This window comes from Achromobacter anxifer, assembly GCF_903652925.1.
GTDB classification, from domain to species: Bacteria; Pseudomonadota; Gammaproteobacteria; order Burkholderiales; family Burkholderiaceae_B; genus Achromobacter; species Achromobacter anxifer.
In genome coordinates this window covers 496,236-520,351 of the sequence record NZ_CAHLAR010000004.1, presented here as the reverse complement: position 1 = coordinate 520,351, position 24,116 = coordinate 496,236, and the positions used below count along the sequence as shown (strand labels likewise).

The 24,116-nt window shown below is 67.9% G+C and carries 20 protein-coding genes; 4 read left to right on the top strand and 16 right to left on the bottom strand.

Translation table 11 applies throughout. From position 1 onward, the window contains the following. Positions 1 to 13: 13 nt before the first annotated feature. From HWY37_RS15450 to HWY37_RS15385, 14 genes are all read right to left on the bottom strand, one after another. Positions 14 to 1,723, bottom strand: a complete 1,710-nt coding sequence (locus tag HWY37_RS15450) for a thiamine pyrophosphate-binding protein (RefSeq protein WP_176088987.1) — start codon at positions 1,721 to 1,723, stop codon at positions 14 to 16. Then, positions 1,720 to 2,649, bottom strand: a complete 930-nt coding sequence (locus tag HWY37_RS15445; protein ID WP_176088986.1) for an HpcH/HpaI aldolase/citrate lyase family protein — start codon at positions 2,647 to 2,649, stop codon at positions 1,720 to 1,722. The genes HWY37_RS15450 and HWY37_RS15445 overlap by 4 nt, the downstream gene beginning before the upstream one ends. Then, complete coding sequence (locus tag HWY37_RS15440; protein ID WP_176088985.1) at positions 2,646 to 3,929, bottom strand: TRAP transporter large permease; 1,284 nt, start codon at positions 3,927 to 3,929, stop codon at positions 2,646 to 2,648. Before HWY37_RS15440 ends, HWY37_RS15445 begins: the two co-directional genes overlap by 4 nt. Positions 3,930 to 3,933: 4 nt before the next feature. Continuing rightward, complete coding sequence (locus HWY37_RS15435; protein ID WP_176088984.1) at positions 3,934 to 4,413, bottom strand: TRAP transporter small permease; 480 nt, start codon at positions 4,411 to 4,413, stop codon at positions 3,934 to 3,936. Further along, entirely contained in the window at positions 4,413 to 5,408 is a 996-nt protein-coding gene (locus tag HWY37_RS15430; protein WP_175206456.1) for a TRAP transporter substrate-binding protein, read from the bottom strand. Before HWY37_RS15430 ends, HWY37_RS15435 begins: the two co-directional genes overlap by 1 nt. A 55-nt stretch (positions 5,409 to 5,463) precedes the next feature. After that, positions 5,464 to 6,600: a lactonase family protein gene (locus HWY37_RS15425; RefSeq protein WP_176088983.1), complete on the bottom strand. Its 1,137-nt coding sequence runs from the start codon at positions 6,598 to 6,600 to the stop codon at positions 5,464 to 5,466. Then, a complete protein-coding gene (locus tag HWY37_RS15420) occupies positions 6,597 to 7,409 on the bottom strand; it encodes an ATP-binding cassette domain-containing protein (RefSeq protein ID WP_176088982.1) in 813 nt (270 codons plus the stop codon). Before HWY37_RS15420 ends, HWY37_RS15425 begins: the two co-directional genes overlap by 4 nt. Further along, entirely contained in the window at positions 7,406 to 8,404 is a 999-nt protein-coding gene (locus HWY37_RS15415; protein WP_176088981.1) for an ABC transporter ATP-binding protein, read from the bottom strand. Before HWY37_RS15415 ends, HWY37_RS15420 begins: the two co-directional genes overlap by 4 nt. Before the next feature lie 3 nt (positions 8,405 to 8,407). Continuing rightward, on the bottom strand, positions 8,408 to 9,277 hold the full coding sequence (locus tag HWY37_RS15410; protein ID WP_176088980.1) for an ABC transporter permease: 870 nt from the start codon (positions 9,275 to 9,277) through the stop codon (positions 8,408 to 8,410). Continuing rightward, positions 9,274 to 10,191 carry an ABC transporter permease gene (locus tag HWY37_RS15405; RefSeq protein ID WP_176088979.1) on the bottom strand — a complete coding sequence of 306 codons (918 nt, stop codon included), beginning with the start codon at positions 10,189 to 10,191 and terminating at the stop codon, positions 9,274 to 9,276. Before HWY37_RS15405 ends, HWY37_RS15410 begins: the two co-directional genes overlap by 4 nt. Before the next feature lie 86 nt (positions 10,192 to 10,277). Next, positions 10,278 to 11,783: an ABC transporter substrate-binding protein gene (locus HWY37_RS15400; RefSeq protein ID WP_176088978.1), complete on the bottom strand. Its 1,506-nt coding sequence runs from the start codon at positions 11,781 to 11,783 to the stop codon at positions 10,278 to 10,280. A gap of 206 nt (positions 11,784 to 11,989) precedes the next feature. After that, positions 11,990 to 12,724, bottom strand: coding sequence for a FadR/GntR family transcriptional regulator (locus HWY37_RS15395; RefSeq protein WP_175206463.1), 735 nt, complete (start codon positions 12,722 to 12,724; stop codon positions 11,990 to 11,992). Between the two features lie 257 nt (positions 12,725 to 12,981). Further along, entirely contained in the window at positions 12,982 to 14,001 is a 1,020-nt protein-coding gene (locus HWY37_RS15390; RefSeq protein WP_176088977.1) for a histone deacetylase family protein, read from the bottom strand. A gap of 127 nt (positions 14,002 to 14,128) precedes the next feature. Further along, the gene (locus HWY37_RS15385; RefSeq protein ID WP_176088976.1) at positions 14,129 to 15,052 is read right to left on the bottom strand and encodes a LysR substrate-binding domain-containing protein; all 924 of its coding nucleotides are present in this window, start codon (positions 15,050 to 15,052) and stop codon (positions 14,129 to 14,131) included. Positions 15,053 to 15,167: 115 nt separating this feature from the next. Here HWY37_RS15385 and HWY37_RS15380 point away from each other — a divergent pair, with 115 nt between their 5' ends. Continuing rightward, entirely contained in the window at positions 15,168 to 16,010 is an 843-nt protein-coding gene (locus HWY37_RS15380; protein WP_176088975.1) for a class II aldolase/adducin family protein, read from the top strand. Between the two features lie 82 nt (positions 16,011 to 16,092). After that, on the top strand, positions 16,093 to 17,412 hold the full coding sequence (locus tag HWY37_RS15375; RefSeq protein WP_176088974.1) for an MFS transporter: 1,320 nt from the start codon (positions 16,093 to 16,095) through the stop codon (positions 17,410 to 17,412). Positions 17,413 to 17,467: 55 nt separating this feature from the next. Here the strand turns inward: HWY37_RS15375 and HWY37_RS15370 are convergent, their stop codons facing one another. Beyond that, on the bottom strand, positions 17,468 to 18,136 hold the full coding sequence (locus HWY37_RS15370) for a GntR family transcriptional regulator (protein ID WP_175206468.1): 669 nt from the start codon (positions 18,134 to 18,136) through the stop codon (positions 17,468 to 17,470). A gap of 191 nt (positions 18,137 to 18,327) precedes the next feature. On the opposite strand from HWY37_RS15370, the gene HWY37_RS15365 reads away from it, so the two are divergent. Continuing rightward, positions 18,328 to 19,878: a Rieske 2Fe-2S domain-containing protein gene (locus HWY37_RS15365; protein ID WP_175206469.1), complete on the top strand. Its 1,551-nt coding sequence runs from the start codon at positions 18,328 to 18,330 to the stop codon at positions 19,876 to 19,878. A 68-nt stretch (positions 19,879 to 19,946) separates the two neighbouring features. Then, a complete protein-coding gene (locus HWY37_RS15360) occupies positions 19,947 to 20,936 on the top strand; it encodes a PDR/VanB family oxidoreductase (RefSeq protein ID WP_176088973.1) in 990 nt (329 codons plus the stop codon). A 64-nt stretch (positions 20,937 to 21,000) separates the two neighbouring features. Here the strand turns inward: HWY37_RS15360 and HWY37_RS15355 are convergent, their stop codons facing one another. Further along, on the bottom strand, positions 21,001 to 24,054 hold the full coding sequence (locus tag HWY37_RS15355) for an ATP-binding protein (protein ID WP_176088972.1): 3,054 nt from the start codon (positions 24,052 to 24,054) through the stop codon (positions 21,001 to 21,003). Positions 24,055 to 24,116: the final 62 nt, after the last annotated feature.

Here is a 24,116-nt window from a genome sequence, read left to right as displayed (position 1 = left end):
AACTCCCTCTGTGTCAGTGGCTGGCGGCATTGCGGGCCAGCGCGGCCTCGCGGATGCCCATCAGGGTTTCGCCCGGCGAAATGCCGTTGGCGTCGTAGCGGATTTCCAGCAGGGCCGGCATGCTTTCGCGCTCGGCGAAGGCCAGCGCGCGTTCGAACGCGGGGCCGAAGCTGGCCGTGTCTTCCACGGCTTCGCCATAGCCGCCGTAGCCGCGGATGATCTGGGTGAAGTCCGGGTTCTCGAACGACAGGGCGATCGGCCGCGCCGGGAACTCGCGTTCCTGGTGCGCGCGTATCGTGCCCCAGATGCCGTTGTTGAACACCAGCACCACCACGCCCAGGCGGTATTGCAGCGCCACGCCCAGCTCCTGCATGTTCATCTGGAAGCAGCCGTCGCCGGCGTAGCAGACCACCGTGCGCTTGCGGTCCTCCAGCTTGGCCGAGATGGCCGCCGGCAGGCCGTAGCCCATGGAGCCCACGGTGGGCGTCAGGCTGGTGCCCGGGCCGGCATAGCGGCGGTAGCGGTGGGGGTAGAGCGCATAGTTGCCCGCGCCCACGGTGATGCAGGCATCGGCCGGCACGTGCGCGTCGACGTAGGCGGCGGCCTGGTCCAGGCTCATCGGCCCCGGCGAGGGCAGCGGCTGGAGGCTGTCGACCAGTTCCTGGTGAGCCGCGCGCACCGCGGCGCCGCGCGCCGTCTTGTGACCCGGGACCAGCCCCGCCACGCTGGCGGCAAAGCTGGCCACGTCCGCCACGATGGCCTGGGTCGGCGAGAACACGCGGCCCAGTTCGGCGGCGTCGGGATAGACGTGGATCAGCTTCTGGCGCGGCAGCGGGCTTTCGATGACGGTATAGCCCTCGGTCGTGGCCTCGCCCATGCGCGTGCCCACGGCCAGCACCAGGTCGGCGCCGCGCAGGCGCTGGCGCAGTTCCGGCGTCATGGCCCAGCCGACGTGGCCGGCGGCGTTGGGGTGGCGCTGGTCGAAGCATTCCAGGCGGCGCCAGGCCGTGCCCACCGGCAGCTCGAAGCGTTCGGCGAAGCCGGCGATCTGGTCGATGGCGGTCTGGTGCCAGCCGTTGCCGCCCAGCAGCAGGAAGGGGCGCTCGGCGGCGTCCAGCAACTGCGTCATACGGGCCAGGTCGGCGGCGCCGGGATGGCTGTGCACGCGGGGGTAGCGCGGCAGGTCGGCCACGCTGGCGCGGCCCCACAGCGTGTCCTCGGGCAGCGCCAGCACCACCGGGCCGGGCCGGCCGCTGGTGGCTACGGCAAAGGCGCGCGAGATGTATTCGGGAATGCGGTCGGTGCGGTCGATCTGCGCCACCCACTTGGCCATCTGGCCGAACATGCGGCGGTAGTCGATTTCCTGGAAGGCTTCGCGCTCCATGAAGTCGTTGCCCACCTGGCCGACGAACAGGATCATCGGGGTCGAGTCCTGGAAGGCGGTATGCACTCCGATGCTGGCGTTGGTGGCGCCGGGGCCGCGCGTGACGAAACAGATGCCGGGTTCGCCGGTCAGCTTGCCATAGGCCTCGGCCATGTAGGCGGCGCCGCTTTCCTGGCGGCAGACCACGGGTTCGATGGCATCGGTGTGCTCGTTCAGCGCATCGATGCAGGGCAGATAGCTTTCGCCGGGGATCATGAATATGCGGCGCGCGCCATGGATGCGCAGCTGCTGCATCAGGATCTGACCGCCATTGCGTTCGGGAATTGCGGCTGACGTCATGCGGAGTCTCCTTGTTGCGGGACGGCCTGCGCGCGGCGCTCGGCGGCCCATCGTTCGAATTGGTGATGGCGCGCCAGCAAGCGGCGCGCGGTGTTGTAGACGGGGGGATCGATGCGTTCGGCGTCAAGGCGGCCGGCGCGCTGGGCTTCGTAGCGTTCCACGCAGTCGCGCGCCGCCGCTACTTCGTCTGGCGCGGGCGTGAACACGGCGTGGATCAACGGCACCTGTTCGGCCACGGTGGCGCACTTGGACTTCAGGCCCAGGCGGCGGGCCCAGCGCAGGTCGGCTTCCAGCGCCGGCAGGTCGCGGTAGTTGAAGGGGCAGTCGATGGGCAGGCAACCTGCGGCCGTGCAGTCCACCAGGAAGCGGGCGCGCAGGTGATGCAGTTCGATGCCGTCCTTGCCGCGTTCCGCGCCCAGGCTGGCGGTCAGGTCCTCGGCCGCCAGCAGGCAGGCGGACACGCGCGGGCTGGCCGTCAGGATCTCGTAGGCGCGGTGCACGCCCAGGGCGGATTCCAGCGTGGGCACGATCTCGGTGCTGCCGGCCGGCAGGCCCAGTTCGGCCTCCAGCGCGCTGATGGCCTGGTCCAGCGCGGCGATCTGCGCGGCGCTCTCGGCGTGCGGCAGCAGTACCGCATCCGGCGCGCCGGGCATGATGTCGCGCAGGTCTTCCAGGCCGTCTTCCTCAAGCTTGTTGATGCGCACCGCGGCGACCACGCCGCGGGCCCGGCAGCGGGCGAACAGCGCGGCCACGCGCGGGCGCGCGGCGGGGCGGTCGGCCGGCGCGGTGAACTCTTCCAGGTCGGCCACCAGCGCGTCGGCGCCGCTTTCCAGGCCGGCGGCCTGGGCTTGGTCGTCCAGGCCGGGCACGAACATCCAGCTGCGGCGCAGGGCCGCGGGGCGGCGGGTAGGAATGGAGGGGGTCATTGCACGTGCCTCGGCAGGAACAGCACCAGTTCAGGAACGAAGGTCAGCAGCAGCATGACCGCGGTCATGGCCAGCATCATCCAGGACAGCGGACGCAGCGTTTGCATCATATTGATGCCGCCGATCTTGCACGCGGCCATCAGGTCGACGCCGACCGGCGGCGTGTTGGCGCCGATGGCCATGTTGATCGACAGCAGGATGCCGAAGTGCACCGGATCGATGTTGTAGTGCGCCAGCACCGGCATCACCACGGGGGCCACGATGATGATGACCGGAATGGCCTCCATGAACGTGCCCAGCAGCAACAGCACCACGGTCAGCACCAGCAGCACGGCGGTCTTGCTGTCGGTCCATTCCACCAGCAGCGTGGACAGCGCTTGCGGCACCTGCTCGGCCACCAGCACCCAGGCGAACAGGCCCGAGGCGCCGATGATCAGCAGGATGGACGCGCTGCTTTCGCCGGTGGACTTGAGGTTGTCCCACAGCGACCTCAGGCTCAGCGTACGGTACCAGAAGAAACCGATCAGCAAAGCATAGATGATGGCGCTGGAGGCGGCCTCGGTGGCGGTGAAGATGCCGAAGCGGATGCCGCCGATGATCAGCACCGGCACCATCAGCGCGGGCAGGGCGTCGATGGCCGCGGCGCGCAGCTCGGTCCAGCTGAACGGCTGGCCGCCGGCCCAGTTGTGCTTGCGCGATTGCCAGATGGCCACGCCGATCAGCGACAGGCCCAGCAGGATGCCCGGAATGATGCCGGCCACGAACAGCTTGCCCACCGAGGTGTCGGTGATGGTGCCGTAGACGATCAGCACGATGCTGGGCGGGATAATGGTGGAGGTGGCCCCGGCGCTGCCGACCAGGGCGCAGGAAAAGCCCTTGTCGTAGCCGCTGCGGGCCATGGCGGGCAGCAGCAGGCTGCCGATGGCGACCACGTCGGCCACGCCCGAGCCGGACAGCGCGCCGAACATCAGGCAGGCCAGCACGGCCACCACGGCCAAGCCGCCCTTGATGTCGCCGACGATGGCGGCGCACAGGCGCACGATGCGCTGGGTCAGGCCCGCGCCGTTCATCAGCTGGGCGGCCAGGATGAAGAGCGGAATCGCCAGCAGGGTAAAGCTGTCCAGCCCCACCACGTACTGCTGCGCCGCCACCATCATGGGCGCCGCGTCATAGACCGCCAGGTAGGCCAGGCAGGACAGCACCAGGCCGAAAGCGATGGGCATGTCGATCAGCACCGTGACCGTGAACACGCCCATCAGGAAGAGAGCACCCGTAGACATCTGGTTATTCCTTTACAGCGGCGGGAGCGGGAGAGAACAGCTGCGCCAGGTGCACCACGATGGTGATGGCACAGGCGAACGGCAGCGCCAGGTACACCGTGCCGGCCGACACGTCCAGCGCGGGCAGGGTCTGGTCCATGGTCAGCTCGGCCAGCTGCCAGCCGGCGTAGCCCAGGGCGGCCAGGCCGACGATGATGAAGGCCTGGTTGATGCGCTCGAAGGCGTTGAGGATGCGGGGATTGCGCACCACGAAGGGCAGCAGCCCGGCCATCAGGTGCGAGCGCTCGTAGCTGCAGGCGACGCCGCCGATGAAGGCCGACCACACCAGCACCAGGCGCGGCAGTTCCTCGGCCCAGTGCGGCGTGGTGTGGGTGACGAAGCGGGAGAACACCACATAGGAGATCAGGATCGCCAGCAAGGCCACCGCCACGGCGGCGACGGCCTTGCTGATGCCCGACAGGATCGCGGACAGTCTGTGAAGCATTACTTGGCCTCGCGGTACTTCTGGACCAGCGCCATCAGCTCGGGGCCGTAGGTGACCGAATAGGTCTTCCAGACCGGCTCGACCGCGGCGGCGAAGGCGGCCTTGTCGACCTCGTTGACCTGCATGCCCTTTTCCTTCAACTGGGCGATGTATTGCTGGTCGCCGTCGGTGATCATCTGGCGCTGGGCGTCGCGCCATTTGTCGGCGGCCGCCTGGACGATCTTCTTGTCGTCGGCCGAGATGCGGTTCCAGACCGGCTTGGAGATGATCAGGTTGGCGGGGCCCCAGACGTGGCCGGTCAGCGACAGGTACTTCTGCACCTCGAAGAAGGACGAGGTGTAGATGATGGACAGCGGGTTCTCCTGCGCGTCGAACACCTTCTGCTGCAGCGCCGAGTACAGTTCGCCGAAGGCCAGCGGCGCCGGGTTCGCGCCCAGCGCGGTGAAGGTGTCCAGGCGCATCTTGTCGGGCGTGACGCGGGTCTTCAGCCCGGCCAGGTCGGCCGGCTTGGCCACCGCGCCGCGGTTGTTGGTGACGTGGCGAAAGCCGTTTTCCCACCAGGAGATGATGGTCAGGTTCTTCTTGTCCGCCAGCTTGGCGAGGGCTTCCCCCAGCTCGCCGTCAAACGCTTTGTAGGCTTGCTGCGAGGTGGACCAGGTGTAGGGCAGCTCGACCACGCCGAACTTGGGCTCGATGGGCTGCAGCGAGCCCGAACCGATGATGGCCGCACCCTGGCTGCCGATCTGCAGGCCTTCCAGCATGGTCTTTTCATTGCCCAGCTGGCCGCTGGGGAACAGCACGAAGTTGACGCGGCCGGCGGTCTTTTCCTTCACCTCGGCGGCGAAGCCTTCGGCGGCCTTGTTCCAGCTGTGGCTGGGGGCCAGCACGTGGCCGAGCTTGATGTCCAGCGCGTGGGCCGACAGCGGCGCCAGGCCGGCGAGGGTCAGCAGGGCGGCGGCCAGCAGGGAGGGTTTCTTGTGATGCGCGTAAGTCATGGCGAAACTCCGGAAAGCAGGATGGGAAGGAAGGGTGTTCGGGTAATCCACGGGCTCAGTAGGACTGGGCCCGCATCGAAGCGGGGCGGCCGGGTAGGGCAATGCGGGCGCCGGTATCGGACAGGCCGGCCTCGTCCACCGCCAGCACCTGCATTTCGGCGGCAAGGAAATTGCCGACGTACAGATAGCGGCTGTCGGGGCTGAAGGCCACGCCTTCAGGCAGGGCGCCGACTTCGATGGCGCCGGCGCGGGTCACGGACAGTCCGTCTATGCGCAGCAGCACGATCTGGCCGCGCGGGTGATGGAACCAGGCGCTGGACGGGTTGTTCGAGCCCTGCACGATGGCCACCGCGGCATGGCGGCCATCGGGGCTGATGGCGATGCCCTCGGGACCGTCCTCGACCATGACGCGGTCGACCACGCGCGGCGGCTGGGCGCGCAGGTCCACCACGCTGATCGAATCGGCGTGGCCGTCCGAGGCGGTCGGGCTGCCCATGTCCACCACCAGGGCCAGCGCGCCGTCCGGCGACACCACCAGGTTGAACGGCACCAGGCCCGTGGTCAGGTCTTCGGCGGGATCGTGCGTCACCACGGGCCGCGCTCCGCTTTCGTCGATGTGCAGCACGCCCAGGCGGTGCGTGTCGGTCTTGACCACGAAGGCGCGGCGGCCGTCGGCGGCAAAGGACACAGCCACGGCGGCGCCATCCACGTCCACTTCGTCGCAGACCTCGACCTGCCTGCCGGCGATGCGCAGCACCGACACCGAACGCCCAGCCTTGTTGGCCACCAGCGCCAGCGTGCCGGCGCGGTTGATCGACAGGCCCGAAGGCTGCAGGCCGACCTGCAGGCGCTGCGCGATGGCGGGCGGGTTGGCTTCCAGGTCGACCACGTACAGGTCCCGGCCGGGCGCGGGCTGCCAGCCAGTGCCGTCTGCGCGTTCGGGCCAGTCCATGGAATCGGCGATCAGGCCCAGGCGCTGGTCGGGCGTCACGGACAGGTTGACCGGCGGGCCGAACAGCGAATTGGGCAGGGACAGGGTGCCGACCAGCTCGGGCAGGGCCGGATTGGCGCCGGCGTCGTACACGCTAAGGCTGTCGTTGCCGGGGGCCAGGAAGCGGATCTGGCCGTCTTCCCAGGTGACTTTCTGGTCGTTGCCGATCAGCAGCAGATGGCGGTTGGCGGAAGCAGTCATGCGGCAAGCTCCTGCATCTGCGGCACGGCCAGGGTGGCGCCGATAAGTTGGCGGGTATAGGGATGTACCGGTTCGAAATAAACCTGGCTGGCCGGCCCGCGCTCGACCACGCGGCCGCCTTGCAGCACCACGATCTCGTCGGCGATGTGTTGCACCACGGCCAGGTTGTGGCTGATGAACAGGTAGCCCAGGCCGCGTTCGCGCTGCAATTCCATGAGCAGGTTCAGGATCTGCGCCTGCACCGACACGTCCAGCGCCGAGGTCGGCTCGTCGCAGATCAGCAGCTGCGGTTCCAGCATCAGGGCGCGGGCGATGGCCACGCGCTGGCGCTGGCCGCCGGACAGCTCGCGCGGATAGCGCGCGGCGAAGGCGGGCACCAGGCCCACGGCGTCCATCATCCGGCGCACCGAGGCGGCTTGCGAGGCTGCGTCGCCGATGCCGTGCACGCGCAGCGGCGCGGTCAGGATTTCATTGATGGTGCGGCGCGGGTTGAGCGAGGAGTACGGATCCTGGAAAACCATCTGGATGCGGCGGGCGCGGGCGCGCGCCGGCATGGCGGCCAGCGGCTTGCCGTCCAGCAGCGCCTGGCCCTGGGTCGGCGCCAGCAGGCCCAGCATCAGTTTGGCGATGGTGGACTTGCCGCTGCCGGACTCGCCCACCAGGCCTATGGTCTGGCCGGCCGGCACATGCAGGTCGATGTCGTGCAGGATGCGCGGCGCGGGGCGGCGCGAGAACAGTCCGGCGCGGCCGTACTGGAAGCACAGCGCGTTCAGGCTGATGCTGGCGGAGGGCGTGCTGCGGCTGCTCATGCCGGGACTCCTGGGCGCAGGGCGCCGGGTTTGATGCACAGGCAACGGTGTCCGCCCTGCACGCGCGCGGGGAAGGGCGCGGCGCAGCGCGCTTCGGCCGCGGGGCAGCGCTCGCGGAAGGCGCAACCGCGGATGGCCGTGTCCAGCGAGGGCACGGCGCCCGCGATGGTGGGCAATTCCGCGCGCGGCGCGGTGCGTCCGGGCTGGGGGATGCAGTTCAGCAGCATGGCGGTATAGGGATGGCTGGGATGTTCCAGCACCTCGCGCACGCTGCCGCCTTCCACGATGTCGCCCGCGTACATGACGATGACGTGGTCGGCGATGCGCGCCACCAGGCCCATGTCGTGCGAGATGAACACCATGCCCAGCCCGAACTCGGCCTGGATGTCGCGCAGCAGGTCCAGCAGCTCGGCCTGCACGGTCACGTCCAGCGCGGTGGTCGGTTCGTCGGCGATCAGCAGTTCGGGGCCGCACATCAGCGCCATCGCGATCATGACGCGCTGGCGCAACCCGCCCGACAGTTCGAAGGGATACTGCCGCATGCGTTCTTCAGGATTGGCGATGCCGACGCGGCGCAGCAGGTATTCGGCGCGTTCCTCGGCCTCGCGGCGGCTGACGCGCTTGTGCCGGCGCAGCACGTCGACCAGCTGGGTGCCGATGGGGAACACCGGATTCAGCGAGGTCATCGGATCCTGGAAGATCATGGCGATGCGCGCGCCGCGCAACTGCGCCAGCGCCGCGGGCGTGAGCGCGGCCAGGTCCTGGCCGGCGAATTCCAGCTGGGCGACGCGGCGGCGCGCGGCCGTCGGCAGCAGGTCCAGCAGGGCCAGCGCGGTCAGCGACTTGCCGCAGCCCGATTCGCCGACGATGCACAGCGTCTTGCCGCGCTCCAGGCTGAAGTCCACCGCGCGCACCACGTGCTTGACGTGGGTGGGCGTGTCGATGTTGATATGCAGGTCCCGGACCCGCAGCAGGGGATGGCTGTGAGCGCTCATGGATCAGCCCTTCTTCATTTGCGCGGCGCGCAGCGATTCGCCGGCGCGGTTCACGCACAGCACCAGCACGAACAGCACCACGCTGGGGATCACCACCAGCGAGGGCTGGAACAGCATGTTTTCCTTGCCCTCGGCGATCATCAGGCCCAGCGACGGCATGGGCGCGGGCACGCCCAGGCCCAGGAACGACAGCGAGGCCTCCAGCGTGATGGCCATGGCGGCGTCCACGGTGCCGATGATGAGCAGGTTGCCGACCAGGTTGGGCAGGATGTCGCGCCAGATGATCTGCAGATGGGTGCAGCCCTGCAGCCGCGACGCCGTGACGAACTCGGCGTTGCGCAGGCCGGCGGCCATGGTGCGGGCCACCAGCGCGTAGCGCTCCCACAGCAACAGGCCCAGCACCAGCACCACCACGGTCAGGGAGGCGCCGACCACCGACACCACGGCCAGCGCCACCAGGATGATGGGCAGCGCCAGGCGCGCGGTGATCAGGAAGGACACGGCGCGGTCCACCGCGCCGCCGAAGTAGCCGGCGACCACGCCCAGCGTGGTGCCGATCAGGCCGCCCATCAGCGCGACCGACAGGCCGATCAGCGCCGACACGCGCACGCCGTAGAGCGCGCGCGCCAGCACGTCGCGGCCCAGCTGGTCGGTGCCGAGGATGTGGTTCCAGCTGCCGTCCTCGCCCCAGACGGGCTCCTGCAGCCGCGCCAGCAGATCCTGTGTGTACGGGTCGTGCGGAATCAGGTAGGGACCCAGGAGGCCGGCCAGCACCAGCAGCGCCAGCACGGCCAGGCCGAAGTTGCGGCCGTAGCGGGCGGCGCGCGCGCCGCGCGGGCGGACGGGAAGGGAGGGAGCGATGGCGCTGTTCATGAGGACACTCGCACGCGGGGATCGAGCCAGCCGTTGATCAGGTCGGCGATCAGGGTCAGGAAGATGTAGATCAGGGCGAAGATCAGGATCAGCGCCTGCATGGTGGGAAAGTCGCCGCGCAGGATCGAGGTCCAGGCCAGGAGGCCCGCGCCGTTGATGGCGAACACGGTTTCGATCACCACCGAGCCGGCCAGCAGCGTGCCCATCTGGGCCGCGGCCAGCGACACCAGCGGCCGCAGGGCGTTGCGCAGCGCGTACTTCAGCACCACGCTGGGTCCGCCCAGGCCCATGGCGCGGGCGGTGCGGATGTAGTCGGTAGCCAGCACCGTCTCCATTTCGGATTTCATCAGGCGCAGCATCGCCGGCATGGCGAACAGGCCCAGGGCGACCACCGGCATCACGTAATGCTTCCAGCTGTCGAAGCCCGAGGCCGGCAGCCATTGGTTGCGCACGCTGAAGACGATGATGAGCAGGAATGCCAGGCAGAACGGCGGCATGGCCTGGGCGCAGGCCGACAGCAGCATGGTGGCGCGGTCGATCAGCGAGCCTTTGCGCAGGCCGGCCAGCACGCCCAGCGGAATCGCCAGGAGCAGCGCGAACAGCATGGCGGCCAGGCCCAGCTTGGCGGTGGCGGGGAAGTGCTGGCCCAGCAGTTCGGCCACGGGGCGGCTGAAGTACAGGCTGTCGCCGAAGTCGCCGCGGGCCACGCCGGCCAGCCAGCGGCCGTACTGCACCAGGATGGGGTCGTTGAAGCCGTGCAGCTGGGACAGGCGGGCCGCGTCGGCGGCGCTGCCTTCGCCGGCCAGGCGCGCGGCCGGATTGCCGGAGGCGAACACCAGCGAGAAGCTGATCAGCGAGACGAACACCACCAGCAGCGCGGAGACCACCAGGCGGCGGAACAGGAATGCAATCATGGGACTTACCTATGACGGTGTGCGTCGGACCGGCCGGCGTTTCCGCCCGCAAGGGCATGGAAGCGCGGCCAGGTCGGCGGGGCCGGTCAGTTCCAGCGGGCCTTGTAGAAACGCGGGAACTCGTCGCCGTCGACCGAGAAGTTCAGGTCCTTGGACTGCACGGCGTTGAGCGAGTGGTTCCACAGCGGCACCCAGTAGGCCTGGTCGGCCACGATCTTCTGGGCGGCGGCGTAGTTCTTGGCGCGCAGCTCGCGGTCCACGGAGGTGTCGGCGGTCTCCAGGTATTTGATGACTTCCGGGTTGCGCGCCTGGTCGTCGGGACCGCCGCGGAAGAAGTTGCTGGTCGACAGCGCCGCGTCGGCGATGCCGTAGGAACCCCAGTTGGACGAGAGCATGGCGATCTTGCCTTCGCGCCAGTTGGTCATGGCGGTGCCGTACTGTTGCTCGACCAGGTTGAGCTTGATGCCGGCCTGGGCCATCTGCGCGGCGGCCGCGTCCAGGATGGAGCGCGGCGGCGCCGAGATCACCAGGTCCAGCGTCACGCCGTTGGGGTAGCCGGCCTGGGCCAGCAGCTGCTTGGCGCGGGCCGGGTCGAACTTGTAGGCCTGCACGTCGGCGGCGCAGCCGAACTGCGCCGGGTTGCAGGCGGCATTGATCACCTTGGACGCGCCGCCCACCAATGCCTTGCGGATGGCTTCGCGGTCGATGGCGTAGTTGATGGCCTGACGCACTTCCTGCTTGGCCAGCGGCGACTTGCCGTCGTCGAAACGCGGGTTCAGCGAGATATAGCTGATGCGCATGATGCTGCTGCTCTTGACCGTGACGGCCGGCTGCTTTTCCATGCGCTTGGCCACGTCCGGCGGCACGCGCCAGATCCAGTCCAGGCCGCCGGAGAGCAGTTCCGCGTACTGGGTGTTGGCGTCGGGCAGCACCCGCACCACCAGCTTCTGCACGGCGGGCTTGGCGCCGAAGTAATCCTCGAAGCGCTCATACACGTAGCGGCTGCCCGGCTGGCTTTCCACCAGGCGGTAGGGGCCGGTGCCGATGGGCTTGGCGCCCATGTCGGACTGGTTGGCCTCGTAGTACTTGCGCGGATAGATCGGCAGGTTTTCCGACAGCATCTCCAGCGCCAGCGGGTACGGCGTCTTCATGGTGATGCGCACGGTGTCGTCGGAAGCCTTTTCGGCCTTGGCGATCCAGGCCACCTGGTTCTGGAAGCGCGCCTTGTAGCCCTCGGAGGACACCAGGTTCAGCGTGTACAGCACGTCGTCCATGGTCAGCAGCGAGCCGTCGTGGAACTTCACGTCCTTGCGGATCGGCAGTTCGATGGTGGTGTCGTTGACGAACTTGTAGCCGGTGGCGATGGCTGGGCCGAACTCGCCGGTGTCCTGGTTTTTCTGCAGCAGACCCGAGAAGACCATGCGCGCCAGCGCCAGGCCGGGACGGTCCGATTCCTTGTAGGCGTCCAGCGTGGCGGGCGCCGCGTCGAAGGCGATGTTGAGGGAGTTGTCAGCCTTGTTGGCCTGGGCGGCATGGGCGCCAAGCGCCAATAGCGCCGCGCTCAAAAGCTTCACGGTACGGGTCAGCTGCATGTTTTCACCTTGATGTGTTTTAGGTATGGACTTACGGGTACTGCGGGGCATTGCGGGGGTATTGCGGATGCTGCGGAACTGCGCTTGCGTATCGGCGGGCAAGCCGATCCCCTTGCCGCGGGCGGCGCGTTTTGCGCCGGCGGTGCATGCAGGGTAGGTAAGGGTGGGGGCCCGGGCTTCAGGCCGGGGTTCAGGCGTTCATCAAATCATCGGATCCCGGTGCTGCCGAAGTCTTCGCGCAGGCGGGCCAGGATGCCGACCAGGTGGTCGTGCATGGCATGGCGCGCGCGGATGGGATCGCGGTCGGTAATGGCCGCGAGGATGCGTTCGTGTTCCTGCTGGGCTTCGCTCCACACCTTGGTGGTCACGAAGTGTTCTTCCAGGCGGTTGAATACCGGGCTGAGCGTGCTGAGATGCCAGATGTGCGAGATGGCCGCCGCCAGGGCGGCGTTGCCGCAGGCCGCGCCGATGGCGCTATGGAAGGCGCGGTCGTGCACGCTGGGGGATTCGGTCAGGGACATGCCTTCGTGGGCGGCGCGGATCGCGGCGATCTGGGCCGGCGACGCCTTCTGCGCCGCCAGGGCCGCGCATTCCGGTTCCAGCAGCAGGCGGGTTTCGAGCAGGTCGAAGGGGCCGATGTCGGTGGCTTCGACGCCATTGGCGGAGGCCGGCGCCTGCTGCGGCGACTGGTACTGGCCGTCCTCGCGCGCCTGGTTCACGAACACGCCGGTGCCCACGCGCACTTCCACATAGCCTTCGATTTCCAGCGCGATCAGCGCTTCGCGCACCGAGGCGCGGCTGACCTGCAGTTGCTCGGCCAGTTCGCGCTCGGCCGGCAGCCGACCGCCCGCGGGGAAGTCGCCCGCCTTGATGCGCGCGGCGATCTGGTCGGCAATCATGCGGTAGAGGCGGGTCGAGGCTACGGCCTGGAGAGAAGTCATTGTTGCAGTCGGGTGAATGATCGGGACGTAGAGCGTAATGGGTCTGCCGAGGCTTGTCTTGCGGGTATCCCTGGGTATTCCTGAGAGTGTCCGGATATCTGGTGGCTCAGTGGTCAGGCCACTGGACGAAATGTACCGGAGGCGGTCCGGCTTGTGAACCGGGCTTTTCGATTTCTAGGGAAAACCACTAGCGCCGGTTTTGCCCGGCCGGCGTGGGGCGGCCGGCGTCCGCGGCGGGACGCCGGCGGCTTGCGGGATCAGGCTGACGCCAATCCGCCGAAGAAGCGCGAAGCGTTGGATTCCAGGCCTTCGATGTAGTAGCCGCCTTCCTGCACGATCAGGGTGGGCAGCGCCAGGCCGCCGACTTCCCGGCCCAGGCGTTCGAAGCCGTTTTCGCTGACGGCGACCATGGCCTGCGGATCCTTTTCGAAGATGTCGAAGCCCAGGGACAGCACCAGCGCGTCGGGCTGGAACAGCTCGATGGCGCGGCGGGCCTGCGCCAGCTTGTCGAAGAACACCGATTCCGGCGAGCCGTGCGGCATGGGCAGGTTGATGTTGTAGCCGTAGCCCGCGCCGGCGCCGCGCTCGTCTTCATAGCCGGCGACCACGGGGTAGAAGTTCTCAGGATCGCCGTGGATGGAGACGTACAGCACGTCGCTGCGCTCGTAGAAGATTTCCTGGATGCCTTGGCCATGGTGCATGTCGGTATCCAGGATGGCCACGCGCGGAAAGCGCGAGGTCAGGCGCTGGGCGGCGATGGCCGCGTTGTTCAGGTAGCAGAAGCCGCCGGCCGCGTCGCGCCGGGCGTGGTGGCCCGGCGGACGGCAGATGGCGTAGGCGTGGCGGTCGCCCGCCAGCAGCGCGTCAGCGCCGGCGATGGCGCATTGCGCCGACCAGTAGGCCGAATGCCAGGTATTGGGCCCGACCGGGCAGCTGCCGTCGGCCAGGTAGCGCGCGGCCTGGGCCAGCACGCCGCGCAAGGCGTTGGGTTCGCGCACAAAGACGTTGGACACGACCTCGTCGCCCCAGTCGTCGGGCAGTTTCTTCCAGGCGGCATGCGCGCCTTGCAGGAAGCGCAGGTAGTCCAGCGTGTGTACCGCCGAGATCGCGCCCGCGCCCTGGTCGGGTGGCGGCTGCACGTCGAAGCCCAGCTTGCGGGCGGCTTGCGCCAGCGCGTCCAGGCGCGAGGGCACTTCCTGCGGAGTGCGCATCTTGCCGCGCGAGAAATAGGTCTGCGGGTGATGCAGTTTCTGATCGTCGTGGAAGTACGCCTTCATGCTGGATGATCCTTGAGCTTGAGAGGAATGCCGCGCCGGCCCGGTGGGGCCGGCATCGGCTTGGAAAGGCAGGGTGAGGGCGGCGAGACCGCCGTAAACAGCGCGCCCGCAGAGCATACCGCCGGGTTCATTTATCCGCGCGCCCCGATTCGGCCGCGGGCGGCGCCATGCCGGCGATGCGCAACAGCCAGGAAATGAACGCGCCGACTTTTTCCTGTCTGGCTTCGCTGGCGCGGTACGAAAGAAAATGCGTTTCGCGCTGCACTTCGGGGAATTCGCCCCGGCCCAGCTCCACCAGTTCGCCGCGCCCGATTTCGCGCGCGGCGAGCCGCGCGCTTTCCAGCACCACGCCCATGCCATCCACGGCCGCGGCGATGGCCATGGCCGCCCGGTCGAAGGAGGGGCGCGGCGTGTCGGGCAGCCGCAGGCCATTGGCGCCGAACCAGTCGCTCCAGGTCACGCGGCTGAGCTGGGAGTCGATCAGCGTCAGGCGTGAAATCAGTTCGCGTGGCGGCAGGCTGGATCGCGCCAGTTCCGGCGTGCACAGCGGCAGGATGGGCTCGCGGCCCAGCGCAATGGTGCGCATGCCGGCGCGTTCCAGCGCGCTGCCATAGGAGACCGCCACGTCGATTTCGTTGACTCGCGTCAGGTCCAGCGGTTCGGCGCCGGTGGTCAGGCGGATGGTGATGCGCGGATGCGCCTGGGTGAAATCGCTCAGGCGCGGCCCCAGCCATTTCGCGGCGAAGCTGGGCGCGCAATGCAGCGCCAGCACCTGCGCCTGCGGCGCCAGCGCTACCTCGGCGCAGGCCGCCTCCACCACGTCGAACACGCGGCTCAGGCTTTCCAGCAGGCGCGTGGCTTCGGGGGTGGGCTCGACGCGGCGGTGGCGCCGCAGGAACAGCGTGCGGCCGAAATACTGCTCCAGTTCCTTGACCTGATGGCTGATGGCGGACGGAGTCAGATGGAGTTCCTGGGCGGCCAGTGCAAAGCTCTGCAACCGGGCCGCGGCCTCGAAGGCGCGCAACAGCACGAAGTTGGGTACGCGTCTCACGGGCCCGCCTTTTCAGGTGAATGTGATTCATCGTTCCATGAACAACCATCGTTTGTCAAAGGGTAGCCCGGAGGCCGAACATGCCTGCTGCACGCACATCACACGAGGAGCAGACATGTCCGCAGTCATGGAAAAAACCCGCCCGGCGATCGATCTCAACGGCCGGATCTCCATCTACCAGCCCGAGCAGAAAGGGCTGATCTTTCCCGAGTTGCCCGCCTTTGCCTCGCACGCCGAGCAGCGGCGGCACCTGAAGGAGCGGCTGGTCGCGGCCTGCCGCGCCTTCGCCCTGCAGGGCTACGACTATGGCTTCGCCGGCCACCTGACCGTGCGCGATCCCGAGAGGCCTAACCTGTACTGGACCAATCCGATGGCGGTCCATTTTTCGCAGGTGAAGGTGTCGAACCTGATCCTGGCCGACCACGAGGGCCGGGTGGTGGAGGGCAGCCATGCGGTGAACCGGGCAGGCTTCGTGCTGCACGCCGCCGTGCACGAGGCGCACCCGGACATCGTCGCGATGTGCCATGCGCACACGGTCTACGGCACCGCCTTCGCGTCGCTGGGCCGGCCGCTCGAACCCATCAGCCAGGACGCGGCGGCCTTCTATGAAGACCACGTCGTCATCGGCGACGAAGCCGGGCAGGTGGCGGTCGAGGTCAAGGCCGGACACAAGGTGGCCAACGCCTTTCGCGGCGTCAAGGCGGCCATCCACCAGAACCACGGTTTGCTCACGGCCAGCCGCCACAGCATCGAAGCGGCCGCCTTCTGGTTCATCGCCCTGGAGCGCTGTTGCCAGCAGCAGTTGTTGGTGGAGGCCACCGGGCTCAAGCCGCGCCTGGTGACCGAGGAACGCGCGCGCTACAGCCGCGAACACGTGGGCAGCGAGTACATCGGCTGGCTGCATTTCCAGGCCATCTGGGACCAGCTGGCCGCGACCCAGCCCGACATGTTCGATTGAAGCCGGGGCGGCGGCCACGCATCCGCCCATGCCGCGCCGCGTCAGACGGCGCGCGGATCAGAACCAACGGAGACGAATCACCATGAGTACCACGAGCCACGCGGGCTATGCGCCGCGGTCGGGAACGGCTGTCTATGCCAAAGTGATGTGGCGGCTGCTGCCTTTCCTGTTTCTTTGCTATCTGTGCGCCTATCTGGACCGTGTCAATGTCAGTTTCGCCAAGCTCCAGATGCTCAACGACCTGGGCATGAGCGAAGCGGTCTACGGACTGGGAGCAGGCATCTTCTTCGTGGGCTACCTGATGTTCGAGGTGCCCAGCAACCTGATCCTGCTGCGCGTGGGCGCAAGGCGCTGGATCGCCCGCATCATGGTGACCTGGGGCCTGATCTCGGCGGCGATGATGTTCGTGACCACGCCCACCAGCTTCTACATCATGCGCTTTCTGCTGGGCGTGGCGGAAGCCGGGTTCATTCCGGCCATCCTGCTCTACCTGACGTACTGGTTTCCGTCGAGCCAGCGCAGCAAGGTGACGGCGCTGTTCCTGACCGGCATTCCGATGTCGGGCGTGGTGGGCGGCCCCTTGTCGGGCTGGATCATGTCGTCGATGGGCGGCGCGCATGGGCTGGCGGGCTGGCAATGGCTGTTCCTGCTGGAGGGGATACCCACGGTGCTGATCGGCGTGGTCGCCTTCTTCTTCCTGGACGACAAGGTCGAGGACGCGAAATGGCTGACTCGGGACGAAAAGGACCTGATCGCCCGCAACCTGAACGAAGAGCAGTCCGGCCAGAACAAGCTGCACAGCTTGCGCGACGGCCTGCTGAGTCCGCGCATCCTGCTGCTGAGCGGCATCTACTTCTGTTTCACGATGGGCCTGTACGGCGTCAGCTTCTGGCTGCCGTCGCTGGTCAAGGCGGCCGGGGTGTCGGACACCATGGACATCGGCCTGCTGTCGGCCTTGCCCTATGCCGCGGCCACCCTGGCGATGATCATGGTCGGGCAGAGTTCGGATCGCCACGGCGAACGCCGCTGGCATCTGGCGGTGCCGGGCGTGGTCGGCGCGGCGGCGCTGTGCCTGAGCGTGGTCTATGCCAACAACACCGTGCTGGCCATGATCGCGCTGACCGCCGGCACCATGGGCGTGATGACCACGATCTCGCAGTTCTGGACGGTGCCGCCCGCCATCCTGGGCGGCGCGGCGGCGGCGGCCGGCATCGCGCTGGCCAACTCCATCGGCAGCATCTCGGGCGTGATCAGCCCTTATCTGATCGGCTGGATGCAGACCACCACGGGCTCCACCGGCGGCGGCATCGTGGGCATCGCCGCCAGCATGGTGCTGGGCAGCCTGCTGACTTTCCTGGTGCCCGCCAAGGACGTCAATGGCGCGCCAGCGCAGCGCCGTTGAGCATCGCCCGATGACGCTCGCCGCGATTCCGCGCAAGCGCCGGCAGGCCGGCGTCTCAGCGCTCGTCCAGGACTTCGCCCAGGCGTTGCAGCAGGTTGCTGCGGGCGCGTTCGGCGTGCAGGTTGGTGAGTTCCACGGCGCGGGCCTCGTCGCCGGCATTGATGGCGTCGGCGATGGCCTCGTGTTCCTGCCAGATCGAGTCGCGTTGCGCGGACGATTGCAGCACCGCGCCCATCACGCGGCGCAGGTGCACCCAATGCAGGTGCGCGCTGTCGGCGATCAGCGAGTTGCCGGAAGCCTGGTAGAGCGCGTTGTGGAACGCGATGTCCGCGTCGATCATGGACTTGACGTCGTTGCTCCGGGATGCCTGCTGTCCCTGGGCGATCAGGCTCTTGTCGATGCGGGCGCCGCGCTGGGCGGCGAGTTTGGCTGCCAGCGCATCCAGCGCGCCCCGGACTTCGTACAGCTTACCGATCCAGTCCAGGTCCAGGGGCGCGACCAGCACGCCGCGCCCGGGCGCGTCTTGAACCAGCCCGTCCTTCTTCAGCAGGCGCAGGGCCTGCAGCACGGGGGAGCGCGACACGGCGAACTGTTCGGCGATCTCTTCCTGCGTGAGACGGGTGCCGGGGGCGAGGGAACCGTCGCTGATGGCGTCCAGCAGGACCCGGTAGACCTCGTCCACGTAGTCGGGGCGGACTTGGATCTTGTCGAACTTGAGCGTCATTTTTTGTGCCTTTGTACTTTGGATTCAGAGTACAGGCGCGCGATTGGAGCGTCAATCGCATGCTTTGATCGGTAGTAACCCGAATGAACAAAGCGCTATTGTGCCTTTAAAGTCTGTATACAGACTTCGGTATTCGGAATGTAGATTCAAATCAACGAGCGCGGCGCAGGCCGCAACACTGGAGACACGACATGAGCAAACTGATGGACAAGCACGGCGCCGACTCGGCCGCCGGCGGCACGGGCCAGGCCACGGTCAAGAAGCTGATCCCCTATGGCGGGTACTACACGAACAAGGTCGTGGGCCATGACCCGGAACTCACGGAAACCGGGCCGGGCACGCCCACCGGCGAATACATGCGGCGCTTCTGGCATCCGATCTGCATGTCGATGGAGCTGACCGATACGCCGCGCTTCCTGAAGATCATGACGGAGGAGCTGGTGGCATTCCGCGACGGCAGCGGCCGCGTCGGCGTGCTGCATGCGCATTGCGTCCACCGCGGCGCTTCGCTGGAGTACGGCGCCATCCAGGAGCGTGGGATCCAGTGCTGCTACCACGGCATGGTGTTCGACGTGGACGGCACCTGTCTGCATGTGCCGTTCCCCGCCGGCGAAGAGGCCGAGGCTGAGAAGTACGCCTGCTCGATCCGCCAGGGCGCCTACAAGGCCGTGGAGCGCAACGGCCTGGTCTTCGCCTACATGGGGCCGCCGGACGAGGAGCCGCCGTTCCCCGAATGGGAAGGCGACTTCACCGTGCTGCCAGGCGACGAGCTGGTGCCGTACAGCAACTTCCAGCACTGCAACTGGCTGCAGGTGCAGGACAACGCGGCCGACAACTATCACCCCACGGCCTTGCACGCGGGCAAGAACGTGGTCGGCGGCCACTACCAGGGCACCACCTTCGACGAAGTCGGCGCCGCGTCCATGGAAGTCGCGCCGGACATGCAGTTCATCCCCGTGCAGAACGGCCGCAGCCTGGCCTGCGCCGGCGCGCGCCGGGTCGACAAGGACAAGCTGTTCATCCGGGTGCAGCACCAGGCATTGCCCAACCTGAGCCTGCACGCCTACACCTCGGAAGACGGCTCAAAGAAGAAGCTCTTCAGCCGCTTCCACATCATCCGCTGGACGGTGCCGGTCGATGACGAGAACAGCAAGATGATCGGCTGGCGCGTCATGGGACCCGGCATCGACACGCGCGGCATCGGCAAGAAGGAGTGGGTGGGCTACGAGAGCATCGACTTTCTGGAAGGACAGGTCGCCATGCGCAGGCCGGAACGCTTCGGCGAATACGGCATCGAGGACATGCCGCCAATTCCGCCGAACCATCGCGAACGCGCCAACTACAAGGAGGCGCAGTACGCGCCGGGCGACTACGAGGCCATCATCAGCCAGCGGCCGATCGCGGTCCATGCGCTGGAGCATCCCACCAAGTTCGACGCCGGGCTGTACATGTTCCGCAAGCTGCTGCGCGACGCGGTGCGGGGCGCCAACCCCGCGGCCGGGCCCGCCGGTTTCGCCGAATGGCTGAGGTCTGTCGCCGGCGCGCCCAACAGCTATTGCTCGGGCAACGTCCTGGAAATCCCCCTGGCCGACGACATCGGCGACGAAGTGGCGCAACGGCGCCGCATCTCCAAGGGCATCGTCGCGATCCTGACGGAGTGCGAGCACCTCAAGGGCGAGGCCCGCGCGCAGGCCGTGCGCCAGCGCCTGGAAGAACTGGAGCAGTCGGCCCGCAAGGCCTGAGGCCGCGGTCCGGCGCGCGCGCATGGCGGCGCGCGCCGGATTCGGCAGAAAAAAGTCGAGGAGACAAGATGACACAGCGCGAAGCAGACGCGGATCAGCCCGGGGAACTGGAGCTGTTCCTGACGCAGATCCGCTATGAAGGCAGGAACATCCATTCCTATGAATTCGTGGATCCGGACGGCGGCGAGTTGCCGCTGTTCTCGGCCGGCGCCCACATCGACATCCATCTGGCGGGCGGCCTGGTGCGGCAATACTCGTTGTGCAATTCGCCCACCGAGCGGCGCCGCTACGTGATCGCGGTGCTGCGCGATGCCAAGGGGCGGGGCGGTTCGCAAAGCCTGCATGAACGCCTGCGCGTCCAGGACCGGGTGCGCGTCAGCCGTCCTCGCAACAATTTCGAACTGCATCCTGCCGCGCGCAAGACCGTGCTGCTGGCCGGCGGCATCGGCATCACGCCGCTCAAGGCCATGGCCCACGCGTTGCGCGAACAGGGCGCCGATTGCGAATTGCACTACTGCGCCCGCGATGCCGGCGCCGCGGCCTTCGGCGGCGAGCTGGACGCCTTGCTGGAATCCGGGCGGCTGCATCTGCACTTCGACAACGGCGATCCAGCGCGCGGTCTGGATATCGCCGGCCTGCTGCACGGCGCGCCGCCGGCAGGCACGCACCTGTTCTATTGCGGCCCCGCTGGTTTCATGGACGCCTGCGCGAAGGCGGCCGCCCACTGGCCCGCCGGCACGGTGCATTGCGAACATTTCAAGGCGCCCGAGCGCGTGCCCGATGCGGCGGCGCCGGAAGGCGGATTCCGGATCGAGATCGCCAGCACGGGGCAATGCCTGGCCGTGCCCGCGGACCGCAGCATCGCGGACGTGCTGAAGGATGCGGGCATCGGCCTTGCGACGTCCTGCGAGGCCGGGCTGTGCGCCACCTGCAAGGTGCGCTACCTGTCTGGCGAGGTGGACCACCGCGACTATGTGCTGGATGCCGCCGACCAGCAGGACTACCTGACCGTATGCGTTTCCCGCGCCCGCAGCGAATTGCTGGTGCTGGATCTTTGATGGCGCCGGAAACGGACTAGGGAGCCGGCCGAGAAGGCCGAGCAGAAATAGCCAGACGCATCGGCTACAGAATGGCCGGGCTTAGCGCGGCGCGCGCCAGAGCTTCCAGTTCTGGCAAGCCTGCCTCCAGCATGCGCCGGTTGCGGGCTGCCGCCAGCCGCTCCAGGTCGAGGCAGCGCTGGGCGACATCGGTTTTCCGCATCATGGCGAATGCGCCGCGCATTGAGTGACATTGCTCCCGCACTTGTTGAAAATCGGCGCCCGCGAGCGCTTGGCGGATCACTGCCAGCGAGTTGCTCAGGCTGGCTTCCATCGCGGCCAGCAGCCCGGGCTCGGGCGGCCGGAGGGCGGGGTCCTCCTGTGTCTGCTGAGGCCACGGGCGCGCGCGGGGCAGGTACTGCTGGATGGCGCCTTGCAGGGATCGCAGCGACAGCGGTTTTTGCAGGACGGCATCGAAGGCCGCCAGCCCGCCAGGACGCAGTTCTTCCGGATCCGCGTGGGCGGTGATTGCGATGATGGGCAGGCGCGCTTCCTGTCCACGCAGGTAATGCGCCAGGGCGTAACCGCTGATCTCGGGCATGCTGAGGTCCGTCATGACCAGGTCGTAGCGGCGCGACCGGAGGCATCGCATCGCCGCGGTCGCGCTTTCCGCGGCGTCGGCGGGGCAGCCCAGGGCGGCAAGCTGGTCCAGGATCAGGGCGCGGTTGGCGGGATGGTCGTCGACCACCAGGATGCGGATGTCCGGCGTTACCCCGGCCAGCGTGGGCGCTTGCGCCGGCTCCGCGCCAGCGGTGGGGACGCCCCCAGGTTGCGGCTCGGCGCAAGCCGCGTCGTGGCAGGGCTGCAGGGGTAGCGTCATGCTGAACACGCTGCCGCCGCCGGGGGGACAGGAAACGGAGAGCGTCCCGTTCATCATTTCCGCCAGTTTCTTGCTGATGGGCAGGCCCAGTCCCGAACCACCGAAACGGCGAGCGATGGAGCTGTCGCTTTGCGCGTACAGCGTGAACGCCTGCGCGGCCTGCTCCGGCGTCATGCCGATGCCGGTGTCGCGCACCTGGATCAGGACCGCGGCATCGCCGGCGCCGCCGAGCGCCGCCGTCACCGCAATGGCGACCTCGCCATCATCGGTGAACTTGACGGCGTTGCCCACCAGATTGACCAGAATCTGGCGTATCCGGGTCGGGTCGCCGGCATAGCGCCGCGCCAGGGCGGGGTCGGTCGTGGATGAAAGACGCAGCCCCTTGGCCTGCGCCGCGGGTTCGAACATGGCGACGGCCTCCGCGATGAGCCGCTCAAGGTCGAAGGGGATGCGTTCGACCGTCATTTGCCCGGACTCCATCCTGGATACGTCCAGGATGTCGTTGATGAGATCGACCAGCGCGCGCGAGGCTTCGCGAACGGTACGCAGCCGTCCGTCCTGGCGGCCGCCGGCCTGGTCGCGGTCCAGTAGTTCCAGATGGCCCAGCAGCAGGTTCAGGGGGGTGCGGATCTCATGGCTCATCGTTGCCAGGAACACGGATTTCGCGCGCACCGCCTCGACGGCGGCGACGCGGGCGTCCTCCCGTTTCTTTTCGATGTCCTTGCGCGCGGTGGCATCGGCAAAACTGCACAGCAGCACGTCGTCGCCGTGATACCGCGTCTTGACGATGTTGACCAGCAGTTCGCATTCGCGGCCGTCGTCCAGCCGCAGCAACACCTCGCGGTCGCGCTGAACCCAGGCTTTAGGGTCGCCGCCTGCATGGCAGTCGCGCAGCAGCGCGGGCAGGGACACGCCTGCCGCCGCGCGCGCGGCGTAGCGCTCCATCATGGCGTTCTGCAGCAGCACTTCACCGCCGGCGCACGACACCAGGCCCACGCCGAATTGCGCCGTCGCGATGATGGAGCGGTTCATGTGCTCGCTTTCGAACACGTGCTGCGAACGGCGGTAAACGGGGATCAGGGCCTTGCGGTTGAACCACAGCAGCAGCGCCCACAGCGTGCCCAACAGGAGGATGGTCACGGTCAGATACAGCGCCAGGCTGGGCAGGATGGAGCCGACGATTGTGCGCCACGGATAGGCGTAGACCAGCGTCCAGCCGGTATCCAGCAACGGCTCGCTGAGGCTGAAAACGCCGTCCTGGAAATGCGTGCGCGCTTCATGCGCCGGCTGTCTCCAGGACCCTGCAGCCAGGGCGGCGCGGATGGGTTCCGCGCGCGGCGCGCCGGTCCGGTCGACGTCCAGCAGGACGCGGCCGCCGCCGTCGACCAGCGCCACGGCCGTGCCTGTGGGAATGTCGTCCAGCCGCGCTGCCAGCGCGCTCACGGGATAGTCGCTGACGAAAATCATGAAAGGATCCAGGCCGTCGAAGGCGGGCTGGACGAGCTTGAGCACGTTCTCGCCGGATAGCGGATTGACGCCCGGCGGCTGCCACAGGATGCGGCGGGTCGAGGCCCATTGCGCGGCCACCGCGGCGTTGGACAGGGCGGCCAGATCATAGGACAGCCGGCCGATCAGGCCGGCGGTATCCGGGACGCCGGCGCGCCGCAGCAGTTCGGCGTATTCCGCGCGCGGCGCCGGAAGCAGCCCCACGAAGCGCAGGTCGGGGCTGTAGCCGTATGCCATCAGCGGCGACTTACGTTCCTGCTCGCTGGCGGTCGCGGTGTAGGCCTGCAGTTCCAGCATGCCCAGATAACGGGCGTAGTCGTCCATGGACGAGCCTGCCGCAAGGTCGGCAGCGGCCAGGATGGGGCTGAGGCCGGGGCTGGCCTGCAGCCTGGCTCGCCCCTGGCCGGCGCGAAACGCCTGCCAGGTCGCGCGCGAGGGCGCGGGCCGCGCCTGCCAAAGCAGTTCGGCATGAATGACGCCGCGCCGCATGGCCGTCTGCTTGCCTTCGATATCCATGGTCACGATGGAATGATGGGCCATGAGTTCCGCCTGCAACCGGGAAACCGCCGCGTTGACCGCGTTGTACAGCACCAGGCACGCCGCCACCACGATCAGGACGGACAGCACCATGCCGCCGCCGAACAGCATCACGGAGTGATAGCGGCTCAAGAGGCTGAGTTCCTTGGCGTGTTGCGCTCCCGCGTTGAGCAGGTCTTGCGGGTCGCCAAGGCAGGCCGTGGCGGTGTTTGGCATATCAGTCTATCGGTGTGGGGCCGCGCGCGCGGGTAGCGCGGGCCGGGTGAAACGCAGGCGAA